This is a genomic window from Rosenbergiella sp. YN46, from assembly GCF_036620675.1.
Lineage (GTDB): Bacteria > Pseudomonadota > Gammaproteobacteria > Enterobacterales > Enterobacteriaceae > Jejubacter.
In genome coordinates, this window is the sequence record NZ_JAZHEE010000004.1 from 173,886 (window position 1) to 197,568 (window position 23,683).

The following is a 23,683-nucleotide window of genomic DNA, read 5'->3' on the forward strand; positions in this document are numbered from 1 at the left end:
TTCAGGGGGCGGATTCTGTTGAGTACCTGCGGTTTGATGCCCTCACCCCGGCCCTCTCCCACAGGGAGAGGGAGTAAAAAAAAGCTCCCCGAAGGGAGCCTGTGACGTTTTATGCCGTTGTCAGTTAGTCGTCCAGGAAGCTACGCAGCACTTCCGAACGGCTCGGGTGGCGCAGCTTACGCAGGGCTTTAGCCTCAATCTGACGGATACGCTCACGGGTAACGTCGAACTGTTTACCGACCTCTTCCAGAGTGTGGTCGGTATTCATATCAATGCCGAAACGCATACGCAGCACCTTGGCTTCACGGGCGGTCAGGCCCGCCAGCACGTCGTGAGTGGCGGCGCGCAGGCTTTCGGTGGTGGCGGAATCCAGCGGCAGTTCGAGGGTGGTATCCTCGATAAAGTCGCCCAGATGCGAATCTTCATCGTCGCCGATCGGCGTTTCCATGGAGATAGGCTCTTTGGCTATCTTCAGCACCTTACGGATCTTGTCTTCCGGCATCAGCATCCGTTCGGCCAGCTCTTCCGGCGTCGGTTCGCGGCCCATCTCCTGCAGCATCTGGCGCGAAATACGGTTGAGTTTGTTGATGGTCTCAATCATATGCACCGGAATACGAATGGTACGCGCCTGATCCGCGATAGAACGGGTGATGGCCTGGCGAATCCACCAGGTGGCGTAAGTTGAAAATTTATAGCCGCGGCGGTATTCGAACTTGTCTACCGCCTTCATCAGGCCGATGTTGCCTTCCTGAATCAGATCCAGGAACTGCAGACCGCGGTTGGTGTACTTCTTGGCGATAGAGATAACCAGACGCAGGTTCGCTTCCACCATCTCTTTCTTGGCGCGGCGCGCCTTGGCTTCGCCGATGGACATACGGCGGTTGATGTCTTTCACCTGCTCGATGGTCAGGCCGGTCTCTTCTTCGATCTGCTGCAGCTTCTGTAGCCCGCGGTGCACGTCGTCCGCCACGTTGTGCAGCTTTTCAGACCACGGCTTGTTCATGGCGATAGCGGCATTGAACCAGGTATCGCTGGTTTCGTTACCGGTGAACAGCGTAATGAAGTTTTTCTTCGGCATTTTGCACTGTTCAACGCACAGCTTCATGATGATGCGTTCCTGGGTACGAACCCTGTCCATCATGGTGCGCATGCTGTTGACCAGATAGTCGAACTGTTTCGGCACCAGGCGGAACTCTTTGAAAACTTCAGAAAGTTTGTGAATTTCCGCCTGCGCGTCGGCGTGGCTGCGCCCTTTGCTCTTGATGACGCCGCGGGCCACTTCATACTGGGTGCGTAGCGCGGCGAATTTTTCGCGGGCTACTTCCGGGTCGATGCTGTTGTCGTCGTCGCTGCTATCGTCATCGTCGTCATCGTCATCGTCGTCGTCCATCTCTTCCTGAGAGAGTTCGGAGCCGACGTGAGTGGCGGTAGGGGCGAGATCTTCTTCGGCGTTAGGATCGACAAAACCAGTGATCAGGTCTGAAAGCCGGGCTTCTCCCGCTTCCACGCGATCGTACTGCTCCATCAGGTAGGTGATGGCTTCGGGGTACTCAGCAACGGAGCACTGTACCTGGTTGATGCCGTCTTCGATACGCTTGGCGATATCGATCTCACCTTCACGGGTAAGCAGCTCAACGGTACCCATTTCACGCATGTACATGCGCACCGGGTCGGTGGTACGCCCGATTTCCGATTCTACGCTGGAGAGCACCTGAGCAGCAGCTTCGGCGGCATCTTCGTCCGCGGCGTTTTCAGCCAGCATCAGATCATCGGCATCCGGTGCTTCTTCCATCACCTGGATGCCCATGTCGTTGATCATTTGGATGATGTCTTCGATCTGATCGGAGTCGATGATATCTTCCGGCAGATGGTCATTGACCTCGGCATAGGTCAGATAGCCTTGCTCCTTACCACGGGTGACAAGAAGTTTCAGCTGTGACTGCGGGTTTTGCTCCATAAGACGGTATCCACACTGTATATTAGGGTTGGTGTCGGTCGGCGAAACCGCCAACAATAACGTATGCGGGCTGATTTGTTTCTCTTGCCGCTGCCCGTCTGCGCGGCTTTCGGGCTCTCCCGATGACATTTCGGCATTTAAGCCGCTCAAATTACTTCCTGGCGCGTGCTTCGGTAATCACGCGGACTTCTTCCCGCTCCGCCGGGGTTAACCCCTGAGTGCGCGCACGGGCGATCAATTCTGTCAGTCGTAGTTCAAGCACTGAATCAAACATGTGATCCAGCGCATCGGTGAACGTTTTTTCTGCAATGTCCTTATCTGCTATATCGTCCCAGGTTGCGAGTTTTTCAAGGGTAGCGGCCTCTTTTGTGCCGCGATAATGCTCCAGAAGCTGCCCGGTGGTCAGGCCCGGCTGGGCCAGACACAGCCCCACCAGATCGCTGAACAATCCAAGGCCGGGGATTTTACTGCGATCCAGCCCTTCGAGCGACGGCACCAGCGGCGCCAGATCGGGGTTTTGTATCAGTAACCCTATCAGTATACGCATGGTTGTGCGTTTTAGCTGGGGCGCCGGGCGAGCGCTTCCCTGATCCACCTGTTTTGGTAACAGCTTTTCCAACTGAGCATCGTCCAGAATACCCAGCTTATTGCCCAGCTCCTGGCGCAGATAGATACGCAGGGTTTCACCCGGCACCTGAGCGATTAACGGCAAGGCCAGGGTACTCAGGCGCGTGCGCCCGTCGGGAGTACTCAGGTCTACCTGAGGCAGCAGCGTATTAAACAGGAAAGCAGAGAGGGGCATCGCCTCTTCCATCCGCGCTTCGAATGCTGCTTTACCCTCTTTACGCACCAGGGTATCGGGGTCTTCGCCATCCGGGAGGAACATAAAACGCAGCTGACGGCCATCCGTCATATAAGGCAGCGCCGTTTCCAGCGCGCGCCATGCTGCGTCCCGCCCGGCGCGGTCGCCGTCATAACAGCAGATAACCGTGTTCGTCACGCGAAACAGCAGTTGAATGTGGTCGGCGGTCGTGGAGGTGCCCAGGGAGGCGACGGCATAGTTAATGCCGTATTGCGCCAGGGCCACCACGTCCATATAGCCTTCCACTACCAGCAGGCGCGCCGGGTCCGACGTATCCTGCCTGGCTTCATAAAGGCCATACAACTGGCGGCCCTTATGGAAGATCTCAGTTTCGGGGGAGTTCAGGTATTTCGGCTGACCGTCGCCCAGTACGCGGCCGCCAAAGCCGATAACCCGGCCCCGTTTGTCGCGAATCGGGAACATTACCCGTTCACGGAAGCGGTCATAGCTGCGACCGCGATCGTTTGTAACCAGCATTCCGGCATCGGTTAGCGACTTGCGATTTTCGCTGTCTTTTCCGAAGCGTTTCAGCACGTTATCCCAGCCTTCCGGCGCATAGCCGATGGCAAAACGTTCGATAACCTGCTGGCTCAGGCCGCGACGCTGCAGATAAGCTCGCGCTTGCTCGGCATTGGGCTGCGTCAGAGCCTGCTGGTAAAAGCCGTTCAGACCGTCGAGCAACTGATACAGGCTCTGACGCTGATGGCGTTCAATCTGACTCGGCCCGTTCCCCGCTTCATAGGGGATCTCCAGGTTGTGCATGGAGGCCAGCTCTTCCACGGACTCGACAAACTCCAGCTTGTCGTAGTTCATCAGAAAGTCGATGGCGTTACCGTGCGCCCCGCAGCCGAAGCAGTGGTAAAATTGCTTGTCGCCGTTTACGGTGAATGACGGGGTTTTCTCGTTATGGAATGGACAACACGCGTGATAGTTCTTGCCCTGCTTCTTCAGCTTTACCCGCGCGTCGATGAGGTCGACGATGTCGGTGCGAGCCAGCAAGTCATTGATAAAGACGCGTGGGATTCGTCCAGCCATAGGCCCCCGGTTTGTCAGCTCATAAACGAGAATAAGCCGCGCATTCCTTTCGGAAGCACGGCCTTACAGCAATAACTCTGTCTGATGATGAGGGTAGCGCACCCTCAAGACTAATTAGTACAGACGAGTGCGGCGTGCGTTTTCGCGAGCCAGTTTCTTCGCGTGACGTTTCACTGCGGAAGCTTTAGCGCGCTTACGTTCGGTGGTCGGTTTCTCATAGAATTCACGACGACGAACTTCCGCAAGGATGCCCGCTTTTTCGCAGGAACGTTTGAAGCGACGCAGTGCTACGTCGAACGGCTCGTTTTCACGTACTTTAATTACCGGCATGTGCCTCTCACCTTTGATTAATTCGGTTTGCCGCTGGCAGCTCGCCAGCTTGTTTCAAAATGGTGCGGAATTTTACTGCAACCGCTGCTGCTTTGTAAAGCAACAACGGCAGAAAGCGGCCTTTTACTTACAGGCATTACTCGCAAGGGGCAAGAGTATACACCATGAGCGGACAGAAGTTGAACAAAGTTTTATACCCGGCATACTTCAGGCTGTAACTATTTGGCCCATCCCCGGCCTTGCTCCTGTGGGGCTCTTACTGGCAAGGTTCAAATCTGCTCCCGGCAGATTTGTCGTTTCCCCCGGTCACATAGAACGGCTATGCCCCGGGGATTATGAGCCTTTGGCTCACCCTGCGGGCCAGCGCAAGCGCTGTTCAAACCGGTAAACCGGTTTGTCACTCAGTTGCCGTCGTGATGCAACTTGAATTATTTAGAGTATACTGGCCGCCGACTGCGGGCATACACTGCGCGCTATCAACAGAGGTAAAAGTAAAGACATGCGTGTACTGGGTATAGAGACATCCTGCGATGAAACCGGCATCGCCATTTACGACGACGGCCAGGGGCTGTTAGCTAATCAGTTGTACAGCCAGGTAAAATTGCATGCCGACTACGGCGGTGTGGTGCCGGAGCTGGCCTCGCGTGACCATGTACGCAAGACGGTGCCCCTTATCCAGGCGGCGCTGAGCGATGCGGGGCTGACGGCAAAGGATATCGATGCCGTGGCTTACACCGCAGGCCCTGGGCTGGTGGGGGCGCTGCTGGTGGGGGCGACCGTTGGTCGTTCGCTGGCTTTCGCCTGGGAAGTGCCGGCCATTGCGGTTCACCATATGGAAGGTCATCTGCTGGCGCCGATGCTGGAAGAGACGCCGCCTGAATTTCCCTTTGTGGCGCTACTGGTTTCCGGCGGCCATACCCAACTTATCAGTGTAACCGGCATTGGCCAGTATCAGTTGCTGGGCGAATCCATTGACGATGCGGCGGGCGAGGCGTTCGATAAGACCGCCAAGCTGCTGGGGCTCGACTATCCCGGCGGGCCGCTGCTCTCTAAGCTGGCGCTCCAGGGGACTCCTGGCCGCTTTACCTTCCCGCGGCCGATGACCGATAGGCCAGGGCTGGATTTTAGTTTCTCGGGATTAAAGACCTTCGCGGCTAATACCATTCGTGACCACGCCGGCGACGAACAGGCGCGCGCTGATATCGCCCGCGCCTTTGAGGATGCGGTGGTGGATACCCTGATGATCAAGTGCCGCCGGGCGCTGGATCAGACCGGCTTTAAGCGGCTGGTGATGGCGGGCGGCGTTAGCGCCAACCGTACTCTGCGGGCCAGGCTGGCGGAGATGATGGCCAAACGCAATGGCGAGGTGTTCTACGCGCGCCCGGAATTCTGCACCGACAACGGCGCGATGATTGCCTACGCTGGTATGGTGCGTCTGAAGGCGGGTGACTGTGCGGATCTGAGCGTGAGCGTGCGACCGCGCTGGCCGCTGGCGGAATTACCCGCCGCCTGACGGAGGGCCCTTTCTGCGAAAGAGGGGGCTGGTGTTTTCCCCCTCTCCCCGCGGGAGAAGGCCGGGGTGAGGGGGCAGACGGCTACTTCTGTTCCCCGTCTTTTCCCTTCTTCCCTTTCTTCAGCTTCTTCCAGATCTTTGTCTCCTGACCGCGCCACAGGCGTTGAATATTGTCGTGATGACGCATCAGAATCAGGCAGGAAAGCATGGCCACCGGGAAGGTGAACTGAGGTTTAAACCACCAGACATAGAAGGGGGCTATCAGCGCGCTGACGATGGCGCCCAGCGAAGAATATCCGCTCAGCAGTACCGTCAACAGCCAGGTGCCGGTCATCACGCCGGTCAGATCCCAGCCGATAGGCGCAATGGCACCGAATGCAGTGGCGACGCCTTTACCGCCGCGAAAACCGAAGAAGACCGGCCAGATATGGCCCAGGCAGGCGGCGATCGCCACAATGCCTAACCAGAACGGCGGAACGCCCAGCCCGTATGCCGCCCACACCGGCAGCATGCCTTTCAGAATATCGAAAATCAGTACCACTGCGGCTGCGCCCTTGCCGCCGGTGCGAAGCACATTGGTGGCCCCCGGATTATGGGAGCCGCTCTGGCGGGGATCCGGCAGGCCGGCGAGTCGGCAGACCAGAATGGCGCTGGAAATTGAGCCACAAAGATACGCGAGGATAATCATCCCAAGCGCGATTGCACTCATAACGCTGTTCCGTTGTGAAAATGTCGTTTTATTTTCTGCATCTGTGGATAATACGCATATTTCGCCGCGAGTGGTATCCCTGAAGATGCTTCCTGCGCCGCCTTACCGACCGCCTCTGGTTGGTCTGGCGCCAGTAACGGAGCGGCATACAAGGGATGGCGCTTGTCGCCTATTTGTAACATAACTTATTTATGCTGTGCACAACGTAACGGGCAGGTCGTGATGGATATTGTATTTATAGAGCAACTTTCGGTAATTACCACCATTGGCGTTTACGACTGGGAACAGACCATCGAACAGAAGCTGATTTTCGATATCGAAATGGGTTGGGATAACCGAAAAGCGGCGGCAAGCGATAATGTGAACGACTGTCTGAGCTATGCGGACGTCAGCGATGCGGTGGTCGCCTACGTAGAGGGGGGGCGTTTTGCGTTGGTCGAACGGGTGGCGGAAGAGGTGGCCGAACTGCTGATGAGCCGCTTTAACTCGCCCTGGGTGCGCATTAAAGTCAGCAAGCCGGGCGCCGTGGCAAGGGCCGCCAGCGTGGGGGTGATTATCGAGCGTGGCACAAATCTGAAAGGCTAATTTTAGGGTTATTCGGGTAAACCAAACGCGGTATGCAAGGTCATACTGCGTGCACCTTTTTTGAGCTGCGGGTTGCGGCTGTTTTTATTGCTTATTATTTAGAGGGTTAATGTTGATGGGCGATGTTCATTCGCTGGTGGTTGCTGCCATACTGGGGGTCGTGGAGGGGCTGACTGAGTTTCTGCCGGTCTCCAGTACCGGGCATATGATTATTGTGGGCCACCTGCTGGGTTTTGAGGGAGACAAAGCAGAAACCTTCGAAGTGGTTATTCAACTGGGCTCGATTCTGGCCGTGGTGGTGATGTTCTGGCGCCGTTTGTTCGGGCTCATTGGCATTCACTTTGGTAAACCGCCCCACGAAGGTGAAGGCAGCGGACGGCTGACGCTCATTCATATTCTGCTGGGGATGATTCCGGCCGTGGTGCTGGGGCTGGTATTCCACGACGCCATCAAGTCGCTGTTTAATCCGGTGAATGTGATGTACGCCCTGGTGGTGGGCGGTTTGCTGCTGATCGCCGCCGAATGTCTGAAGCCATCGCAGCCGCGCGCTGTGGGGATCGACGATATGACCTACCGCCAGGCTTTTATGATCGGCTGCTTTCAGTGTCTGGCGTTGTGGCCTGGCTTTTCGCGCTCCGGGGCCACGATCTCCGGCGGTATGCTGATGGGCGTGAGCCGCTATGCCGCGTCTGAGTTCTCTTTCATCCTGGCGGTGCCGATGATGATGGGGGCGACGATTCTGGATCTTTACAAGAGCTGGGGATTCCTGAGCGTTGGCGACCTGCCGATGTTTGCGGTGGGATTCGTTACCGCCTTTATCGTGGCGCTGATCGCCATTAAGACCTTCCTGCAGCTAATTAAGCGCATTTCGTTTATCCCATTCGCCATCTATCGCTTTATCGTTGCGGCGGCGGTCTGGGCCGTCTTTATGTAAGATCGCGTTCTGCCTTCAGCCCGCAGGCTGAGGGCAGGCCTGCGCCTTCCACTGCGCGACCGCCTGAATGCGGCGGCGTGTGAGCTCCTCGCGAATTTCCGCGCCTTTAAAGCCCGCTTCGACTACCGCTTTGGTCGACACCGACTGCGCCGCCTGCCAGGCGTCGCGAAGCCACCGTCCCTGCGGATAGTCGCTGGATTCGAAGCCGGTGCGTCCGCGGGCGTCCGCCTCGCTGGTCAGAGCGATTTGCTCTACGCGCTGTGGCTTACGCCAGGCGTCGATATCGTCAAACAGCTTCACCAGGGTTTCAGGCCGTAGTATCGGTAGCGTGTGGATCAGATCGTGATAGCGGGCCACCAGTTTCGCCAGGTCGCGAATTTCGTTTGGTACCCGCAGGCGCTGGCAGAGCTGTTCGACCAGCTTAACGCCCGCCGGGCCGTGCCCGTGATGGCGTGGCCAGAGATGCTTCGGGGTCAGGCCTTTACCCAGATCGTGAGTCAGGGCCGCAAAGCGCACATCCAGCGCCGGGCTGAGCTGCGCCGCAATCGCCAGAGTCATCAGCGTATGAACGCCGGTATCGATCTCCGGATGCCATTTTTCCGGCGCTGGCACGCCAAACAGCGCCTCTATTTCCGGAAACAGCACCGCCAGCGCGCCGCAATCGCGCAGCACCTGGAAATAAATCTGGGGATTACGGCTTATCAGGGCGCCTTCTGTCTCTTTCCATACCCGTTCCGGCGTCAGATGCGCCAGCTCGCCGTTCTCGGCCATCGAGCGCATCAGCGCCAGGGTTTCATCGGCAATACGGAAATTAAGGTGGGCGTAACGAGCCGCGAAGCGCGCGACCCGCAGCACCCGTAACGGATCTTCATTAAACGCGGGGGAGACATGACGCAGCACGCGGCATTCAATATCCCGGCGTCCTCCCAAGGGATCGATAATCTCCCCGTGTTCGTCCATAGCGATGGCGTTAATAGTAAGATCGCGGCGCTTAAGATCCTGCTCCAGGGTAACGTCCGGCGCCGCGTGGCAGATAAAACCGGTATAGCCGTGCCCGGCTTTACGCTCGGTTCGCGCCAGGGCGTACTCTTCGTGAGTCTCGGGGTGAAGAAAGACGGGAAAATCGCGCCCGACCTGCTGATAGCCGGATTCCAGCATGTGCTGTGGTGTAGCGCCAGTGACCACCCAGTCTCTGTCTTTGACCGGCAGACCTAGCAACCCATCACGTACCGCGCCACCGACCAGATAAATCTTCACCTGCAATTCTCCTTACCACTATTGTTCAGTCGATGATACGTAAGTGTAGAGGAGAAGGCTAAGGAAAGCTGAGCGGCGGGCGCAGGAACGCCCGCCTGAGGAGGGTTAGTTCATCCAGCGGTCTTTGCGTTTACGGCTGGGGATCATATGCGGGAGCAGCAGGCCCAGCAGCAGGCCGACGCCGGCAACGCCGCCGCCGTACATAAACCACTGCATAATGATGGTGCGCTGCTTATCATCCAGCTGGATATTCGCGGCATTGACCTTTTTCTGGGCGACAACCAACTGATTTTTTAGCTGCTGGTTCTCGTCCTTCAGGCCGTTAATAATGCCATCGCTCTTCGCGACTTTCTGTTGCATATCGGCGGTACGCTTATTCCAGGTGGCGTCGATATTGTTAAGCTTGTCGGTCAGCGTCTTTACCTGGTTTTCCAGATCCGGAACCCGGGTGCGCAGACTGGGTTCGCTTTTAAGCTGATCGACCGGAATCCAGGCGGTACGCCCGTCTGCTTCGCGGATCTGAGCATATTTGCCGTTGGTCTGAAGCAGCGTGACCTCATCGCCGGCGTTAACCGTACCCACCAGACGGTAGTTGTCGCCGGGGCCGCTGCGGATCCAGGTCGTCAGTTCGTCGGAGACGAAGCGTTTTTCCTCCGCATGGGCCGCAGTGGCTGCGCTCAAAGAGAGCAAGATCAGGCTAATCAGGCGTAATTTCTGCATTAGATCGTCGTTATTGTCATAAAACGTGGAAAAATTATGGTGACATCAGTCTGACGAGGCGGGTAACAAACCTGAATGAGAATCATCCTGGTGTGTTTTTCCCGCGACTGTCGTCACCGCCTCAGGTTTTACGCCCGTCAAATCGCGCACGACGCGGCAATTTGGCGCAAAATGTCAGACTGTATCCTGCCATGTATAATGACGGAATGCAGCCTTTCTAATGACAAGTATTTGAATCATAAGTTCGCTGGTTTTTGACCAATGGTAAACAGCAGGGTGACGAAACAGATTATGGCCCAGGAAATCGAATTAAAATTTATCGTACGCCAGGATGCGCTCGCCTCGCTGCGCGCCGAGCTGAATGCGCTGGAAGGGGAGCATGGCAGCGTCCGTAACCTTTTGAATATCTACTATGAAACCCCGGATTTACAGCTACGTCGCCATGATATGGGGCTACGGGTGCGCGGCGACGACGGGCGTTACGAGATGACCATGAAAACGGCGGGACAGACCATCGGCGGTCTGCACCAGCGCCCGGAATATAACATAGCGCTGGAGCGCCCTGAGCTGGAACTGACGCGCTTCCCGGCTGAGATGTGGCCCCAGGGGCTTGACGTCGATGTGCTGTCAGAAACGCTGGCGCCGCTATTTCGCACTGACTTTCAGCGGGAAAAGTGGGTGGTTACTTACGGTGAAAGCCGTATTGAGATTGCGCTCGATCAGGGTGAAATCGTCGCTGGCGAACATCAGGAACCACTGTGTGAACTGGAGCTGGAGCTGCTGGAAGGACGTGTGGAAGACGTACTGAGCCTGGCCCGTGAAAAGCTGTTGGGCGAAGGCCTGCGTCAGGGAAGCCTCAGTAAGGCGGCGCGTGGTTATCATCTGGCGCGCGGCAACCTGCCACGCGAAGCTCGTGAACTGTCGGGGATGGACTGGCTGCCGAAGGCGACTCTGGAGCAGGGAATGGAAGCCGCGCTGGCGATGGCGCTTTCCCACTGGCAGTATCATGAAGAGCTGTGGGCCAGGGGTAACAGCGACGCCGCGCGTCAGGTGGCACGCGGCGTCGTGCTGGTTCGCCATGCGCTGGCCCTTTTTGGCGGCGCAATCCCAAGAAAAGCGAGTACCCACTTACGTGGTGAGTTAAGCCAGCTGGAAGAGGCGCTCGCGGCGCAGCCGCTGGATGATGAATTGCCGTGGAGTCTTAGCAACAGCGGTGCTCAGCTGGCATTGACCGAATGGCTGGCGACCCACGCCTGGCGTCCATGGCTGGACGCGAAAATGCGCAGTAAACTGGAAGGCTCTTTCAAACGCTTTGCGGATACCCAACTATCCCGGCTGGCTGCGGAGCTGAAAGCGGCCTTTTCTGGTCGTGGTAATGAGCATGCTAGTGAGCAGTTACTTCGACTTGAGCGCTGTCTGGATATGGCGAGAATCCTGACCGCCGGCTATAAAGAAGCGCGCTGGCGGCCCTGGCTTGCAAGCTGGCAGGCGCTGGCCGACGCCATCCCCCATGGCCGGGAGGGCGATATTGAACATGCACGCAGGCAGGCGTTAACTCAGGCGCCGTTCTGGAATCACAGCGGGCAACGCTAACCGGACAAGGACTACCTTATGACGCCGCTTTCCCCCATATTACAGCAGCACTGGCAGACCCTGACGGCGCTTTTCCCTCAGGAAATCGATCCCGCATCCTTGAGCGAAGAGGCCCGGGGCGCGCTGATTTTTAGTGATTTTCTGTTCAACAGTCTGACGGCGGAACCTGCCCTGCTGGCGGCGCTACAGCAGTCGCCTCCCCGGCCGGATGAATGGCGGGAATATAGCGGCTGGCTGGCTGCAGAACTGGCCAGCGTGGAGGACGAAGCCGATCTGATGCGCGAGCTGCGCCGTTTCCGGCGCCGGATTCTGACCCGCATCGCCTGGAGCCAGATTCTGCATCACGCCAGCACGGAGCAAACGCTGACCCAACTGAGTGAACTGGCGGAATGTCTGATTGTCGCCGCCCGAGAGTGGTTGTATGCCGCCTGCTGTCGGGAATGGGGAACGCCCTGCAATGCCAGCGGCGAACCTCAGACGCTGCTGGTGCTGGGCATGGGCAAACTGGGAGGCGGCGAGCTTAACTTCTCGTCGGATATTGACCTGATTTTCGCCTGGCCGGAAGGCGGCACGACCCGGGGAGGGCGGCGGGAGCTGGATAATGCCCAGTTCTTTACCCGTATGGGGCAGCGCCTGATTAAGGCGCTGGATCAGCCGACGGCGGACGGCTTCGTCTATCGGGTGGATATGCGGCTGCGTCCGTTCGGCGACAGCGGCCCGCTGGTACTGAGCTTCGCGGCGCTGGAAGATTACTATCAGGAGCAGGGGCGCGACTGGGAACGTTACGCCATGGTAAAAGCCCGCGTAATGGGCGCCCAGGATGATGCCGCCAGCCAGGAGCTACGCGCCATGCTGCGGCCCTTCGTGTTCCGGCGCTATATCGACTTTAGCGTGATTCAGTCCCTGCGCAGCATGAAGGGAATGATCGCCCGCGAAGTGCGGCGCCGCGGCCTGACCGATAATATCAAGCTGGGAGCGGGGGGCATCCGAGAGGCAGAATTTATCGCTCAGGTATTCCAGCTGATTCGCGGCGGCCGGGAACCGCAATTGCAGCAGCGTTCCCTGTTGCCTACCCTGACGGCCATCGGCGAGCTGCATCTGCTGGCGCCGGAAGATGTTGACGCACTACGTGAAGCTTATCTGTTCCTGCGTCGTCTTGAGAATCTGTTGCAGAGCATTAACGACGAACAGACCCAGACTCTGCCGCAGGACGCGCTGAATCGCGCTCGCCTGGCCTGGGGAATGGGCATGGCAGACTGGCAGTGCCTGCACACCCGGCTGGAACAGCATATGGCCGCGGTACGGCGTATTTTCGATGCGCTGATCGGCGATGACGAGCCCGGTGGTGAAGAAGAGGCGGTGACTGAGTGCTGGCGAGGACTGTGGCTGGATGCGCTGGACGCCGACGAACGTATGCCGGAGCTGGCACATCTGAGTGAAGAAGCGCGCCAGCAGCTGCTGGCGCAGCTGGCCGGCTTCCGGCGTGAAACCGACAAGCGCACCATTGGCCCGCGCGGCCGTCAGGTGCTGGATCAGCTAATGCCGCGCCTGTTGAGCGAAATTTGCGTGCGCGATGATGCCGCGCTGACGCTGGCGCGTATCACGCCGCTGTTGAGCGGTATCGTTTCGCGCACCACTTATCTGGAGCTGTTGACCGAGTTTCCCGGCGCCCTGAAGCATCTGATTCGACTGTGCGCCGCATCGCCGATGGTGGCCAATAAGCTGGGGCGCTATCCACTGCTGCTCGACGAACTGCTGGATCCCAATACCCTCTATCAGCCCACCGCGACCGACGCTTATCGCGACGAGCTGCGTCAGTACCTGCTGCGGGTGCCGGAAGAAGACGAAGAGCAGCAGCTTGAAGCGCTGCGCCAGTTTAAGCAGGCCCAACTGCTGAGGGTGGCGGCCGCCGATATCGCCGGGACGTTGCCGGTGATGAAGGTCAGCGATCACCTTACCTGGCTGGCCGAAGCGATGATTGATGCCGTGGTACGCATGGCCTGGAATCAGATGGTGGCGCGCTTCGGCCAGCCCACACACCTGCGCGATCGCGAAGGGCGCGGCTTTGCGGTGGTGGGGTACGGTAAGCTGGGGGGATGGGAACTGGGCTACGGCTCCGATCTCGACCTGGTGTTTCTGCACGATTGTCCGGCCACGGTGATGACCGACGGCGCCAGGGAGATAGACGGGCGTCAGTTCTATCTGCGACTGGCCCAGCGCATTATGCATCTGTTCAGCACCCGCACTTCTTCCGGCGTGCTCTACGAAGTGGATGCCCGTCTGCGGCCTTCCGGTTCGGCGGGCATGCTGGTTACCACCCTGGAAGCATTCAGCGACTATCAGCAGAACGAAGCCTGGACCTGGGAACATCAGGCGCTGGTGCGCGCCAGAATGGTGTGGGGAGAGCCTGCCCTCGCAGAAGGCTTTGACCAGATTCGTCGTCAGGTGCTGGAAAAACCGCGTGATGCCGCCGCTCTGCGCGAAGAAGTGCGCGGCATGCGGGAAAAAATGCGTGCTCATCTGGGCAACAAGCACCGGGGACGTTTCGATATTAAAGCTGATGAAGGCGGTATTACCGATATCGAATTTATCACCCAGTATCTGGTGCTGGCTCATGCCCATACCCGGCCGCTGTTAACGCGCTGGTCTGACAATGTGCGGATTCTGGAGCTGCTGGCCAGAAGCGGGGTCATGGAGCAGGAAGAGGCGCAGGCGCTGACCGATGCTTACACCCATTTGCGCGACGAGCTGCATCACCTGGCTCTGCAGGAACTGCCGGGCCATGTGGATCCTGCACTTTTCGAACGCGAACGGGCGCAGGTCACTGCCAGCTGGCAGAGGTGGTTGGGGTGCCAGGCGGTGTAATTATGCTATTATCGCGCCAGATTCGAAGTTTCTCGCTGGAGAGTCAGAAATGAAAGTAACGCTGCCCGAATTCACGCGCGCAGGCGTCATGGTGGTTGGGGATGTCATGCTGGATCGCTACTGGTATGGCCCCACCAGCCGCATTTCCCCGGAAGCCCCGGTGCCGGTGGTGAAGGTGGACACGATTGAAGAGCGCCCCGGCGGCGCGGCTAATGTGGCGATGAACATCGCCTCGCTTGGCGCTTCGTCGCGGCTGGTTGGCCTGACCGGCATCGACGATGCGGCGCGGGCCCTGAGCAAAGCGCTGGCCGACGTCAATGTGAAGTGCGATTTCGTCTCGGTGCCGACTCATCCCACCATTACCAAACTGCGGGTGCTGTCGCGTAACCAGCAGTTGATCCGCCTGGATTTCGAAGAGGGATTCGAAGGGGTCGATGCCGAGCCGATGCATGAGCGCATCAATCAGGCGCTACCGCAGATCGGTGCGCTGGTGCTTTCCGACTACGCCAAAGGGGCGCTGGCCAGCGTACAGCAGATGATTCAGCTGGCGCGCAAAGCGGGCGTTCCGGTACTTATCGATCCGAAAGGCGCCGATTTTGAGCGTTATCGTGGCGCGACGCTGCTGACGCCTAACCTCTCTGAATTCGAGGCGGTGGCAGGCAAGTGCCGCAGCGTTGACGAGATCGTTGAGCGCGGTATGAAGCTGATTAGCGACTTCGAACTGTCCGCATTGCTGGTGACCCGCTCTGAACAGGGTATGACGCTGCTGCAGCCGGGTAAGGCGCCGTTTCATCTGCCGACCCAGGCCCAGGAAGTGTATGACGTGACCGGCGCCGGGGATACCGTTATCGGCGTGCTGGCGGCAACGCTGGCAGCCGGGAATTCGCTGGAAGAGGCCTGTTTCTTCGCCAATGCTGCGGCAGGCGTTGTGGTCGGCAAGCTGGGAACCTCTACGGTGTCGCCGGTTGAACTGGAAAACGCGGTACGCGGTCGTTCAGAGACGGGGTTCGGCGTGATGAGCGAAGCAGGGCTTAAGCAGGCCGTGGCCGATGCCCGCAAACGCGGCGAGAAGGTGGTGATGACCAACGGCGTGTTTGACATTCTGCACGCGGGCCATGTTTCCTATCTGGCCAACGCCCGTAAGCTGGGGGACCGGTTGATAGTCGCCGTGAACAGCGACGCCTCTACCCGCCGACTGAAAGGCGACAGCCGCCCGGTAAATCCGCAGGATCAGCGGATGGACGTTCTGGCGGCTCTGGAAGCCGTGGACTGGGTGGTGCCTTTTGAAGAGGATACCCCGCAGCGCCTGATCGCGGAGATCCTGCCGGATCTGCTGGTGAAGGGGGGGGATTATAAGCCGGAAGAGATTGCGGGCAGTAAAGAGGTGTGGGCCAACGGTGGCGAAGTGAAGGTTCTGAACTTCGAAGATGGCTGTTCCACCACCAACATCATTCGCCGGATCCGCGAGGAGGCGAAAGGCGAATAACGCGATAGCGGGAGGTGTTCCTCCCGCTTATTGAATCAGGCCTGCGGCGTCTGCTGATCGTCGTCGACTGGGGTTTTATCCCTGTTTTCCAGCTCATTCAGACGCTGCTCCAGCGCGGTCAGCTTTTCGCGGGTGCGCAGCAGAACCTGGGTTTGCACGTCGAACTCCTCGCGGCTTACCAGATCCAGGCGATTAAGCTGCGACTGCAGCACCTGGCGGATTTTCTTTTCCACATCTTCCCCGAATTCGCGAATCCCTTTCGGCATCGACTCATGGACCTGACGGGCTATCTGTTCAATTTTTTTCGGGTCAATCATAGCGGGTTTCCCTGAGATAAATAAGGTGTATACCCGTCATACTTCAAGTTGCATATGCGTTGGCTGCGCTCAGTTATTCGGCCCATCCATGGGCCTCACCCTTTCAGGGCCGCACTTATCGTGCGTTCAAATCTGTTCCTGACAGATTTGTCACCCCAGTCACTTACTTGAGTAAGCTTCTGGGGATTCACTCTCTTGCCGCCTTCCTGCAACTCGAATTATTTAGGGCGTATTGCGTTAATTGTAATGCCTGATGCGCGGCGGATAAACCTGTAATCATGCTTTTGGCTTCTGCCGCAAACATCGATCCCGAAACCTCATTGCCGGGTAAAGTAATTAGCGTTATAGTGATCCTGCTTATTCTCAGGGCGGGGCGAAATTCCCCACCGGCGGTAAATCAGTTCGAATCCAGCAGGATGACTGAAAGCCCGCGAGCACTCCGGAATTCATCCGGAGGTTAGCAGATCCGGTGTAATTCCGGAGCCGACGGTTAAAGTCCGGATGGGAGAGGATAACGATTCTGTCGGGCGCTACCCGCTCACGTTATTGTAATGCCGTTTTTTCGGCACACTCCTAAGACAGCCCTGGTTCTGGTAATCCATAATTTTAATGAGGTTAATTTACCATGAATCAGACTCTGCTTTCCGAATTTGGCACGCCTTTCCAGCGTGTCGAAAATGCACTGGCCGCACTGCGCGAAGGGCGCGGCGCGATGGTGCTGGATGATGAAGATCGCGAAAACGAAGGCGATATGATCTTTGCCGCTGAAAATATGACCGTAGAGCAGATGGCGCTGACCATCCGTCACGGCAGCGGTATTGTCTGCCTGTGCCTGACCGAAGCGCGTCGCCAGCAGCTTGACCTGCCGATGATGGTTGAGAACAACACCAGCGCCTACGGCACCGGCTTCACCGTGACCATAGAGGCTGCCGAAGGCGTAACCACCGGGGTTTCCGCAGCAGACCGCCTGACTACGGTACGCGCCGCCATCGCCGATAACGCCAAACCCTCTGATCTGCATCGCCCGGGCCATGTGTTCCCGCTGCGCGCACGCGAAGGTGGGGTGCTGACCCGCGGCGGCCACACCGAAGCGACCATCGATCTGGTGACTCTGGCTGGCCTGAAGCCGTCGGGCGTGCTGTGCGAACTGACCAACGATGATGGTACTATGGCGCGCGCGCCGGAGTGCATCGCTTTTGCCCGCCAGCACGATATGGCCGTGGTCACTATCGAAGATCTGGTGGCTTATCGCCGTGAGCATGAGCGTAAAGCCAGCTAAACGGATGTTGATTCCTTAAGTTGCATAAAAAACCCCGCCAGAGCGGGGTTTTTGCATTGTGGCGGCGTAGATTCAGCCGATACCCGCGCTCTGCAACAGCGTCAGGCTGAATCCCATCACTGACATACCGCACAGCACGCCGTAGCTTGGGTTGTTATGCGGATCGATCTCCCTGGCCAGCGGCATCAGTTCATCTACCGACAGCGCTACCATTATTCCGGCCACCGCCGCCATGATGGCGGCCATCATCACCGGCGAGACCAGGCTGCCGAGGATAAGCCAGGCCAGAACCCCACCAAGAATTTCAGCGAACCCCGAGATACCTGACCAGAAAATGGCTTTTCGCCGCGAGCCGGTAGCGGCATAGACAGGCCCAGCCACCGCCAGTCCCTCGGGAATATTATGTAGCGCCACGGCCAGGGCGATGCCCGCGCCCAGCTCCAGATCGCTGCTGGCGGTGACAAAGGTGGCAATGCCTTCGGGAAAGTTGTGCAGGCTGATGCCCAGGGTGAGCAGCAACGCGGTACGACGCAAATTACGCTTTTTTTTGTTCAGGGTACCGTCGAGCAGATCCTGAGGATGGGCATGGGGCAGTATGCGATCCAGCGCGAAGTAGCCCAGCAGTCCCAGCATAAACATGCCGTAACCGATGACCGGCGACATCCCGGGCGTATCCAGCGCGGCCGGCAGCATCTCCATCAGAGAGATCAGTAGCATAATGCCGGCAGCGAAGCCGAGTGAAAATGCCAGCACCCGATTGGAAGGCTTCTGGCCAATCACCCCGAAGAAGGCGCCGATAAAGGTGGCACCTCCTGCCAGCAGAGTCAGGATCAGAGGGGCAGACATCTCAAACTCCTTGATGATAATGATTATTATTCATGCTATCGGGTGGCCGTAAAAAAAGCGACACCGCTGCCGGTGTTTTACAGAATGCTTACATTCAAATTTCCTGACAGTCTCCATCACGCTTCTCCGGCATCTTCGCTGGCCGAAAATAGGTATGGTGTCATGAACAACATTACCATGTTCAGGACACCTGTTTATGACGATTCGCCCAATGCCGGCACTTTTTCTTGGTCACGGCAGCCCGATGAACGTGCTGGAAGATAACCCATATACCCGCAGCTGGCGACAGCTGGCAGAGGCGCTACCGCGACCAAAGGCCATTGTGGCGATTTCCGCCCACTGGTATACCCGCGGCACCTTTGCGACAGCCATGGAACAACCGCGCACTATCCATGATTTCGGCGGTTTTCCGCAGGCGCTGTACGATACGCGGTATCCGGCCCTTGGCTGCCCGGCTCTGGCGCGAGAGATAGCGGAGCGGCTGGCGCCGGTTCCGGTGGCGCTGGATAAAGATGGCTGGGGCTTTGACCACGGTAGCTGGGGCGTATTGATTAAGATGTACCCCACGGCAGATATTCCTGTCGTGCAACTGAGTATTGACGCTACGCAGCCTGCGCACTGGCATCTGGAGGTGGGGCAGCGTCTGGCCGCCCTGCGTGAACAGGGGATACTGCTGCTGGCCAGCGGAAATGTCGTTCATAACCTGCGGATGGCGCGTCGTCAGGAGGAAGGAGCGGCTTATCCCTGGGCTGAATCTTTTAACCAGTTTGTTAAACACAACCTGACCTGGCGCGGCCCGGCCGCCCGGCATCCACTGGCGCATTATCTGGAGCATGAAGGGGGGATATTGGCAAACCCGACGCCGGAGCATTTCCTGCCGCTATTGTATATCCTGGGCGCCTGGAACGGAGAAGAACCGGTAACGTTACCGACTGAAGGGATAGAGATGGGATCCCTGAGCATGCTGTCGGTTCAGGTGGGTGAATAGAACAACCGGGGGCATTCCCCCCGGCTCAGGGCTACTCGCCGATAAAGCTGTGGGGATAGAAGCGTGACAGATCCTGAGTGATAAGCTCCCGGTCTTCACGGATCCCGATGCCGGCCGGCTGGTCGTCTATCAGCCAGCTGCCAATCAGCGTATAGCTATCGCCGAACTTAGGCAACGGGTGGAACTGTTGGATGATATAGCCTTCTTCTCCGTAAGGGCCGTCCACCCGGGCTATCTCCTGACCTTTCTCGATAATGCGCACATTAGCGCCTTCACGGGAAAAGATCGGTTTTACCACGTATTTTTCCAGCTCCGGATGATCCTCGTCGGCGAAGTAAGCCGGCAGCAGGTTCGGGTGGTTGGGGAACATCTCCCAGAGCATTGGCAACAATGCCTTATTGGACAGAATGCTCTTCCAGGCGGGTTCCAGCCAGCGTACACCGGCATCTTCCAGCTTGGTCGAAAACATTTCGCGCAGCATAAATTCCCACGGATAGAGCTTGAACAGGTTACTGATTACCTGATCCTGCATATCCGTGAACTGCCCTTTTTCCCCCAGACCAATATCTTCAATATAGAGAAACTCACTGGCGAGTCCGGCTTCGCTGGCGCAATCCTGTAGATACTGTACGGTACCGCGATCTTCTACCGTATCGCGGCAGCAGGTGAAGTGCAGCAGGTTAAAACCGGACTGCGCTTTAAGCTGTGCGAAGCGTTCGATCAGTTTTTCCTGCAGGCTGTTGAACTGATCGCTGTCGGGCGGCAGATTGCCGGCGGCTATCTGATCTTCCAGCCAGATCCACTGAAAAAAAGCGGCTTCGTACAGCGAGGTGGGCGTATCGGCGTTATTTTCCAGCAGCTTTGGCTCGCCGCTGCCGTCCCACGCCAGATCCAGACGTGAATAGAGCGAAGGCTGATGGCTGTTCCAGGACTGGCGGACAAAATCGCGCACGTGCTTTGGAATGCGGAATCTGTCCATCAGTTCATCACTGGCGACCACCCGTTTGGCAACCTGCAGGCACATCTGATGCAGTTCGGCAGTGACCTCTTCCAGCTTTTCGATCTGGGCCAGCGTCAGGCGGTAATACGCCTCTTCACTCCAGTAGGGCTCGCCGTGCATAGTGTGGAAGTTGAAGCCGTATTCGGCGGCCTTTTCGCGCCAGTCCGGACGCTCGCTAATGGCGACTCTTTCCATGGATCAGCCGCCCATGGAACGGCTGGAACTGCCGGTCGCGCTACGCTGCATGGCGCTCTGCTTAGCGACGGATTCACCAAAACCACCGCGGGTGATAGTGGTGGTGGTCGCAGGTTTCGGCGCCATAGCTGTTTTCGGCACCGTCATGCTGCGGCCCGGACGCGCCGCGCCATAGCTTTTGCCGCTGGCGTCCGTGTACTGGCCGTAGGCCGGACTGGCCGGATTACGTGATGAGAACAGCGGCTGCTGAGCCATGCCGCCGCCCATCATTCGGCCCATCATATAGCCCGCCATCAACGGCATCCAGAAACTGCCGCTGGACTGGGCTTCGGCCTGGTGTTCGCTGTTACCCGCCATAGAGGCCTGAGCGGGCGCCTGCTGGCACTGGTCTTCGCCAAATTCCGCCACGCAGTCTTCGCGGGTTGCATATTTCGGCGCGGTACGTGCGGCTTCTTTCACGGCGTTATTGTAGGCCGTGGTGCATTCGGCGCTTTTACCGGGGTTGGCCTGGGCGCACTGATCGGCGTTCTGATAGAGCGAGACGGTTTCATCGCTCTGCTCGCAGCCAGCCAGCATAAAGACGGCCCCAACGGCCAGTGCGACCGGCGTTAAATGGCGGGCGCGCCAGTTCTTACGGAATGCGGCGTGATTAATTGTTTTTGTCCGTTTCATCCTGTCTTCCTGAATCCCGAGGTATATACAATATTGTGGGCTAAAGGATAGAGGATGACTGGTTGAAATTAAAGCGCAAGGCGCAGGCAGAGGCGGGATCTTTACGTTGCCTTACGTAACAGGGGCGCCGTATGGCGCCCCTGTGTCGGTACTAGTTGCGGAACGGGTTACGACCGCTGGTAGTGCTGGCGGCTGTCGCCGGGCGGGTGACAGGCTGAGCGGCGGGGGCTGAGCTCCTGGCGCTGGCGGTATTATAACCGTCGGCCTGGGCATCCTGCTGTGGGTTGTCCGGGGCCAGGCTTTGAGGACTGGTGGCGATAGGTTTACCCAGGGTATTGTTCAGCGCCTGCAGATCCTGCTCGTTCAGAGTACCGAGCGCATACTTAATATTCAGCTGGTTAATCAGATAGTTATAACGCGCGCTGGAAAGCTGCTGCTTGGCGTTGTAGAGCGTGGTGGTGGCGTCCAGTACATCGACGATGGTACGGGTACCCACCGAGTAGCCGGCTTCCATCGCGTCCAGAGAGCTCTGAGAAGAGGTTACTAACTGCTCATAGGCCTTCACATTGCTGATAGAAGCGTTGACGTTGTTCCAGGAAGAACGAACGTTCTGAACCACGCTACGATGCGCGCTTTCCAGCTGTTCGCTGGCGCCCACGAAAGCGTACTGTGCCTGCTTCACCTGAGACGTCACCGCGCCGCCGCTGTACAGCGGCAGATTAAAGCTCAGGCCGATCTGATTCTGGCCGGTATGGCTATTGCCCATGAACTGACGGCCTTTGGCATTGTAGTCCTGATCGGAGACGCCGGAAGAGGCGCTCAGGTCGACGGTTGGCATATGGCCGGTTTGCGCGTAGCGAATCTGCTCGCGGGCCAGATCCTGGCTCAAACGCGCCTGCAGCAACGTCAGGTTACGCTTTTCAGCTTCTTTCAGCAGGTTATTAACCGTATCGGGCTTCGCGGAGCTGAAGCGATCGACATTCAGCGACGCAAGTTCCGGGTAGAAATTACCGCTGATCTGGCGCAAGTCTTCCACCGCGTTATCCAGGTCGTTACGCGCGGTCACTTCCTGCGCCAGGACGCTGTCGTACTGGGCGCGGGCGTTCTGTACGTCGGTAATCGCCACCAGGCCCACATTAAACCGCTGGGTGGTCTGATCCAACTGGCGATAAATCGCCTTTTTTTCCGCTTCAATGTAAGAAAGCGTATCGATGGCGCTCAGCACTTTAAAATAGGCGGTGGCGGTATTGAGGATCAACTCCTGTTGGTCAGCCTGCCAGGTGACATCCTGTATACCGGCGGTTTTTTCCTGGAGCGTTAACGCACGCCATTTCGACATATCGAAAATGGTCTGGGTCAACTTAAGTGACGCGCTGGTAGCGTTATAGTGGACGCCGCTGTTGTCGCGGAACCCGGAGTTGTAGCTATAATCCGCGCCCAGACCGAGCTGCGGCAGCAGCGGGCTGCGCGCTTCGTTGATCTTCTCGAACGCTGCGTCACGGTCAGCGGCGGATTTACGCAGGTCCGGGTTGCTCAGACGCGCCTGCTGATAAACCTGAAGCAGGTTTTCAGCCTGGCTCATGGCGCTGAATCCTGTCAGACTCAGGCCGATAAGAATGGGGAGCAGTTTCTTCATTTGCATTCCTTGTTGTGAAGCTGAATTTTTTGTTAGCGCTGACAAGTGCCGAAAATGATCGCAGATTCTAGCAGAGTCCGCCTGAGGACGGGCTTGGCGTAATGTGCCATCGGTCGCTGATATCCGTCAATCTACCATAGCATGACGGAAACGGTAGCCGTCCTGTTGTAAAACGATCATTTAACCACCATTACCTGCGGATGACATCATGAGTAAACCGACAAAAATGGCAGTCACTTTTGGTAAAAACGATGTAGAAATTATTGCACGCGAAACGGTATACAGCGGCTTTTTTTCGTTAAAAATGTATCGTTTCCGTCATCGCCTGTTCAATGGCGGCATGAGTGAAGAGATCAAACGGGAAATTTTTGAGCGCGGCCACGCCGTGGTCTTGCTACCCTATGACCCTGTGCGCGATGAGGTGGTGCTGATCGAACAGATTCGTATCGCTGCGTATGACACCAGCGACAGCCCGTGGCTACTGGAGCTGGTGGCGGGTATGATCGAAGAGGGTGAAAGCCATGAAGAGGTGGCCCGTCGCGAGGCGCAGGAAGAGGCCGGATTAAGCGTCGGTCGGGTTCGTCCGGTGACCAGCTATCTCGCAAGTCCGGGCGGCACCAGCGAACGTCTGTCGGTGCTGGTCGGCGAAGTGGACGCCTCCACGGCGAAAGGCATCCACGGCCTGGCGGAAGAAAATGAGGATATTCGTGTCCATGTGGTAAGTAGGGAGCAGGCTTATCGATGGGTCAATGAGGGAGTTATCGATAATGCAGCTTCGATCATTGCCCTGCAGTGGTTGCAGTTGCACCACGAGACGCTGAAAGTCGACTGGAACGCCAGCGCAGGTTAAGCCATTACGTGCTTTAAGACTGGCGGTCGCTTCAGCGGTGACGTTGAATTTCCC

Annotated in this window: 20 protein-coding genes and 1 riboswitch; of the genes, 9 read left to right on the forward strand and 11 right to left on the reverse strand. The window is 57.8% G+C overall.

Annotated elements, in window-relative coordinates; genetic code table 11:
- Positions 1-124: 124 nt before the first annotated feature.
- The 3 genes from rpoD to rpsU form a co-directional block, all read right to left on the reverse strand.
- The gene (gene rpoD, locus V3W49_RS05655; protein ID WP_500144235.1) at positions 125-1,957 is read right to left on the reverse strand and encodes an RNA polymerase sigma factor RpoD; all 1,833 of its coding nucleotides are present in this window, start codon (positions 1,955-1,957) and stop codon (positions 125-127) included.
- 151 nt (positions 1,958-2,108) lie between these two features.
- Positions 2,109-3,854, reverse strand: a complete 1,746-nt coding sequence (gene dnaG, locus V3W49_RS05660; protein WP_500144236.1) for a DNA primase — start codon at positions 3,852-3,854, stop codon at positions 2,109-2,111.
- 114 nt (positions 3,855-3,968) lie between these two features.
- Positions 3,969-4,184 (reverse strand): 30S ribosomal protein S21, encoded by a 216-nt coding sequence (rpsU, locus tag V3W49_RS05665; RefSeq protein WP_005295814.1) that lies wholly within the window; start codon positions 4,182-4,184, stop codon positions 3,969-3,971.
- A 499-nt stretch (positions 4,185-4,683) separates the two neighbouring features.
- Between rpsU and tsaD the strand changes: the two genes are divergently transcribed.
- A complete protein-coding gene (gene tsaD, locus V3W49_RS05670) occupies positions 4,684-5,697 on the forward strand; it encodes a tRNA (adenosine(37)-N6)-threonylcarbamoyltransferase complex transferase subunit TsaD (protein ID WP_500144238.1) in 1,014 nt (337 codons plus the stop codon).
- 82 nt (positions 5,698-5,779) lie between these two features.
- Here the strand turns inward: tsaD and plsY are convergent, their stop codons facing one another.
- Positions 5,780-6,406: a glycerol-3-phosphate 1-O-acyltransferase PlsY gene (plsY, locus tag V3W49_RS05675; RefSeq protein WP_500144239.1), complete on the reverse strand. Its 627-nt coding sequence runs from the start codon at positions 6,404-6,406 to the stop codon at positions 5,780-5,782.
- A 222-nt stretch (positions 6,407-6,628) separates the two neighbouring features.
- Here plsY and folB point away from each other — a divergent pair, with 222 nt between their 5' ends.
- Positions 6,629-6,991 carry a bifunctional dihydroneopterin aldolase/7,8-dihydroneopterin epimerase gene (folB, locus tag V3W49_RS05680; protein WP_500144241.1) on the forward strand — a complete coding sequence of 121 codons (363 nt, stop codon included), beginning with the start codon at positions 6,629-6,631 and terminating at the stop codon, positions 6,989-6,991.
- A gap of 115 nt (positions 6,992-7,106) precedes the next feature.
- Positions 7,107-7,925 (forward strand): undecaprenyl-diphosphate phosphatase, encoded by an 819-nt coding sequence (gene bacA, locus V3W49_RS05685; RefSeq protein WP_500144242.1) that lies wholly within the window; start codon positions 7,107-7,109, stop codon positions 7,923-7,925.
- A gap of 15 nt (positions 7,926-7,940) precedes the next feature.
- On the opposite strand, the gene V3W49_RS05690 is transcribed toward bacA, so the two are convergent.
- Positions 7,941-9,182: a multifunctional CCA addition/repair protein gene (locus tag V3W49_RS05690; protein WP_500144243.1), complete on the reverse strand. Its 1,242-nt coding sequence runs from the start codon at positions 9,180-9,182 to the stop codon at positions 7,941-7,943.
- Between the two features lie 105 nt (positions 9,183-9,287).
- Positions 9,288-9,902 (reverse strand): TIGR04211 family SH3 domain-containing protein, encoded by a 615-nt coding sequence (locus V3W49_RS05695; RefSeq protein WP_500144245.1) that lies wholly within the window; start codon positions 9,900-9,902, stop codon positions 9,288-9,290.
- Between the two features lie 291 nt (positions 9,903-10,193).
- Here V3W49_RS05695 and V3W49_RS05700 point away from each other — a divergent pair, with 291 nt between their 5' ends.
- The 3 genes from V3W49_RS05700 to hldE are packed head-to-tail and all read left to right on the forward strand — an operon-like array spanning position 10,194 to position 15,846.
- Entirely contained in the window at positions 10,194-11,495 is a 1,302-nt protein-coding gene (locus tag V3W49_RS05700) for a CYTH domain-containing protein (RefSeq protein WP_500144361.1), read from the forward strand.
- 18 nt (positions 11,496-11,513) lie between these two features.
- Positions 11,514-14,360, forward strand: a complete 2,847-nt coding sequence (gene glnE / locus V3W49_RS05705) for a bifunctional [glutamate--ammonia ligase]-adenylyl-L-tyrosine phosphorylase/[glutamate--ammonia-ligase] adenylyltransferase (protein WP_500144247.1) — start codon at positions 11,514-11,516, stop codon at positions 14,358-14,360.
- 49 nt (positions 14,361-14,409) lie between these two features.
- Entirely contained in the window at positions 14,410-15,846 is a 1,437-nt protein-coding gene (gene hldE / locus V3W49_RS05710; RefSeq protein WP_500144248.1) for a bifunctional D-glycero-beta-D-manno-heptose-7-phosphate kinase/D-glycero-beta-D-manno-heptose 1-phosphate adenylyltransferase HldE, read from the forward strand.
- 35 nt (positions 15,847-15,881) lie between these two features.
- Here the strand turns inward: hldE and ubiK are convergent, their stop codons facing one another.
- Entirely contained in the window at positions 15,882-16,163 is a 282-nt protein-coding gene (gene ubiK / locus V3W49_RS05715) for a ubiquinone biosynthesis accessory factor UbiK (protein ID WP_500144249.1), read from the reverse strand.
- A gap of 355 nt (positions 16,164-16,518) precedes the next feature.
- A riboswitch (FMN riboswitch) is annotated at positions 16,519-16,680 on the forward strand.
- A gap of 108 nt (positions 16,681-16,788) precedes the next feature.
- On the opposite strand from ubiK, the gene ribB reads away from it, so the two are divergent.
- The gene (gene ribB, locus V3W49_RS05720; protein ID WP_500144250.1) at positions 16,789-17,442 is read left to right on the forward strand and encodes a 3,4-dihydroxy-2-butanone-4-phosphate synthase; all 654 of its coding nucleotides are present in this window, start codon (positions 16,789-16,791) and stop codon (positions 17,440-17,442) included.
- A gap of 72 nt (positions 17,443-17,514) precedes the next feature.
- Here the strand turns inward: ribB and zupT are convergent, their stop codons facing one another.
- Positions 17,515-18,288, reverse strand: a complete 774-nt coding sequence (gene zupT, locus V3W49_RS05725; RefSeq protein ID WP_500144251.1) for a zinc transporter ZupT — start codon at positions 18,286-18,288, stop codon at positions 17,515-17,517.
- A gap of 196 nt (positions 18,289-18,484) precedes the next feature.
- On the opposite strand from zupT, the gene ygiD reads away from it, so the two are divergent.
- Positions 18,485-19,276, forward strand: a complete 792-nt coding sequence (gene ygiD / locus V3W49_RS05730) for a 4,5-DOPA-extradiol-dioxygenase (RefSeq protein ID WP_500144253.1) — start codon at positions 18,485-18,487, stop codon at positions 19,274-19,276.
- A 31-nt stretch (positions 19,277-19,307) separates the two neighbouring features.
- Here the strand turns inward: ygiD and V3W49_RS05735 are convergent, their stop codons facing one another.
- The 3 genes from V3W49_RS05735 to tolC all read right to left on the reverse strand — a co-directional run bounded on the left by V3W49_RS05735 (position 19,308) and on the right by tolC (position 22,779).
- Positions 19,308-20,471 carry a glutathionylspermidine synthase family protein gene (locus V3W49_RS05735; protein ID WP_500144255.1) on the reverse strand — a complete coding sequence of 388 codons (1,164 nt, stop codon included), beginning with the start codon at positions 20,469-20,471 and terminating at the stop codon, positions 19,308-19,310.
- A gap of 3 nt (positions 20,472-20,474) precedes the next feature.
- Entirely contained in the window at positions 20,475-21,143 is a 669-nt protein-coding gene (locus V3W49_RS05740; protein ID WP_500144257.1) for a DUF1190 family protein, read from the reverse strand.
- A gap of 151 nt (positions 21,144-21,294) precedes the next feature.
- A complete protein-coding gene (gene tolC / locus V3W49_RS05745) occupies positions 21,295-22,779 on the reverse strand; it encodes an outer membrane channel protein TolC (RefSeq protein WP_500144258.1) in 1,485 nt (494 codons plus the stop codon).
- A 208-nt stretch (positions 22,780-22,987) separates the two neighbouring features.
- Here tolC and nudF point away from each other — a divergent pair, with 208 nt between their 5' ends.
- Complete coding sequence (gene nudF / locus V3W49_RS05750) at positions 22,988-23,629, forward strand: ADP-ribose diphosphatase (RefSeq protein WP_500144259.1); 642 nt, start codon at positions 22,988-22,990, stop codon at positions 23,627-23,629.
- Positions 23,630-23,683: the final 54 nt, after the last annotated feature.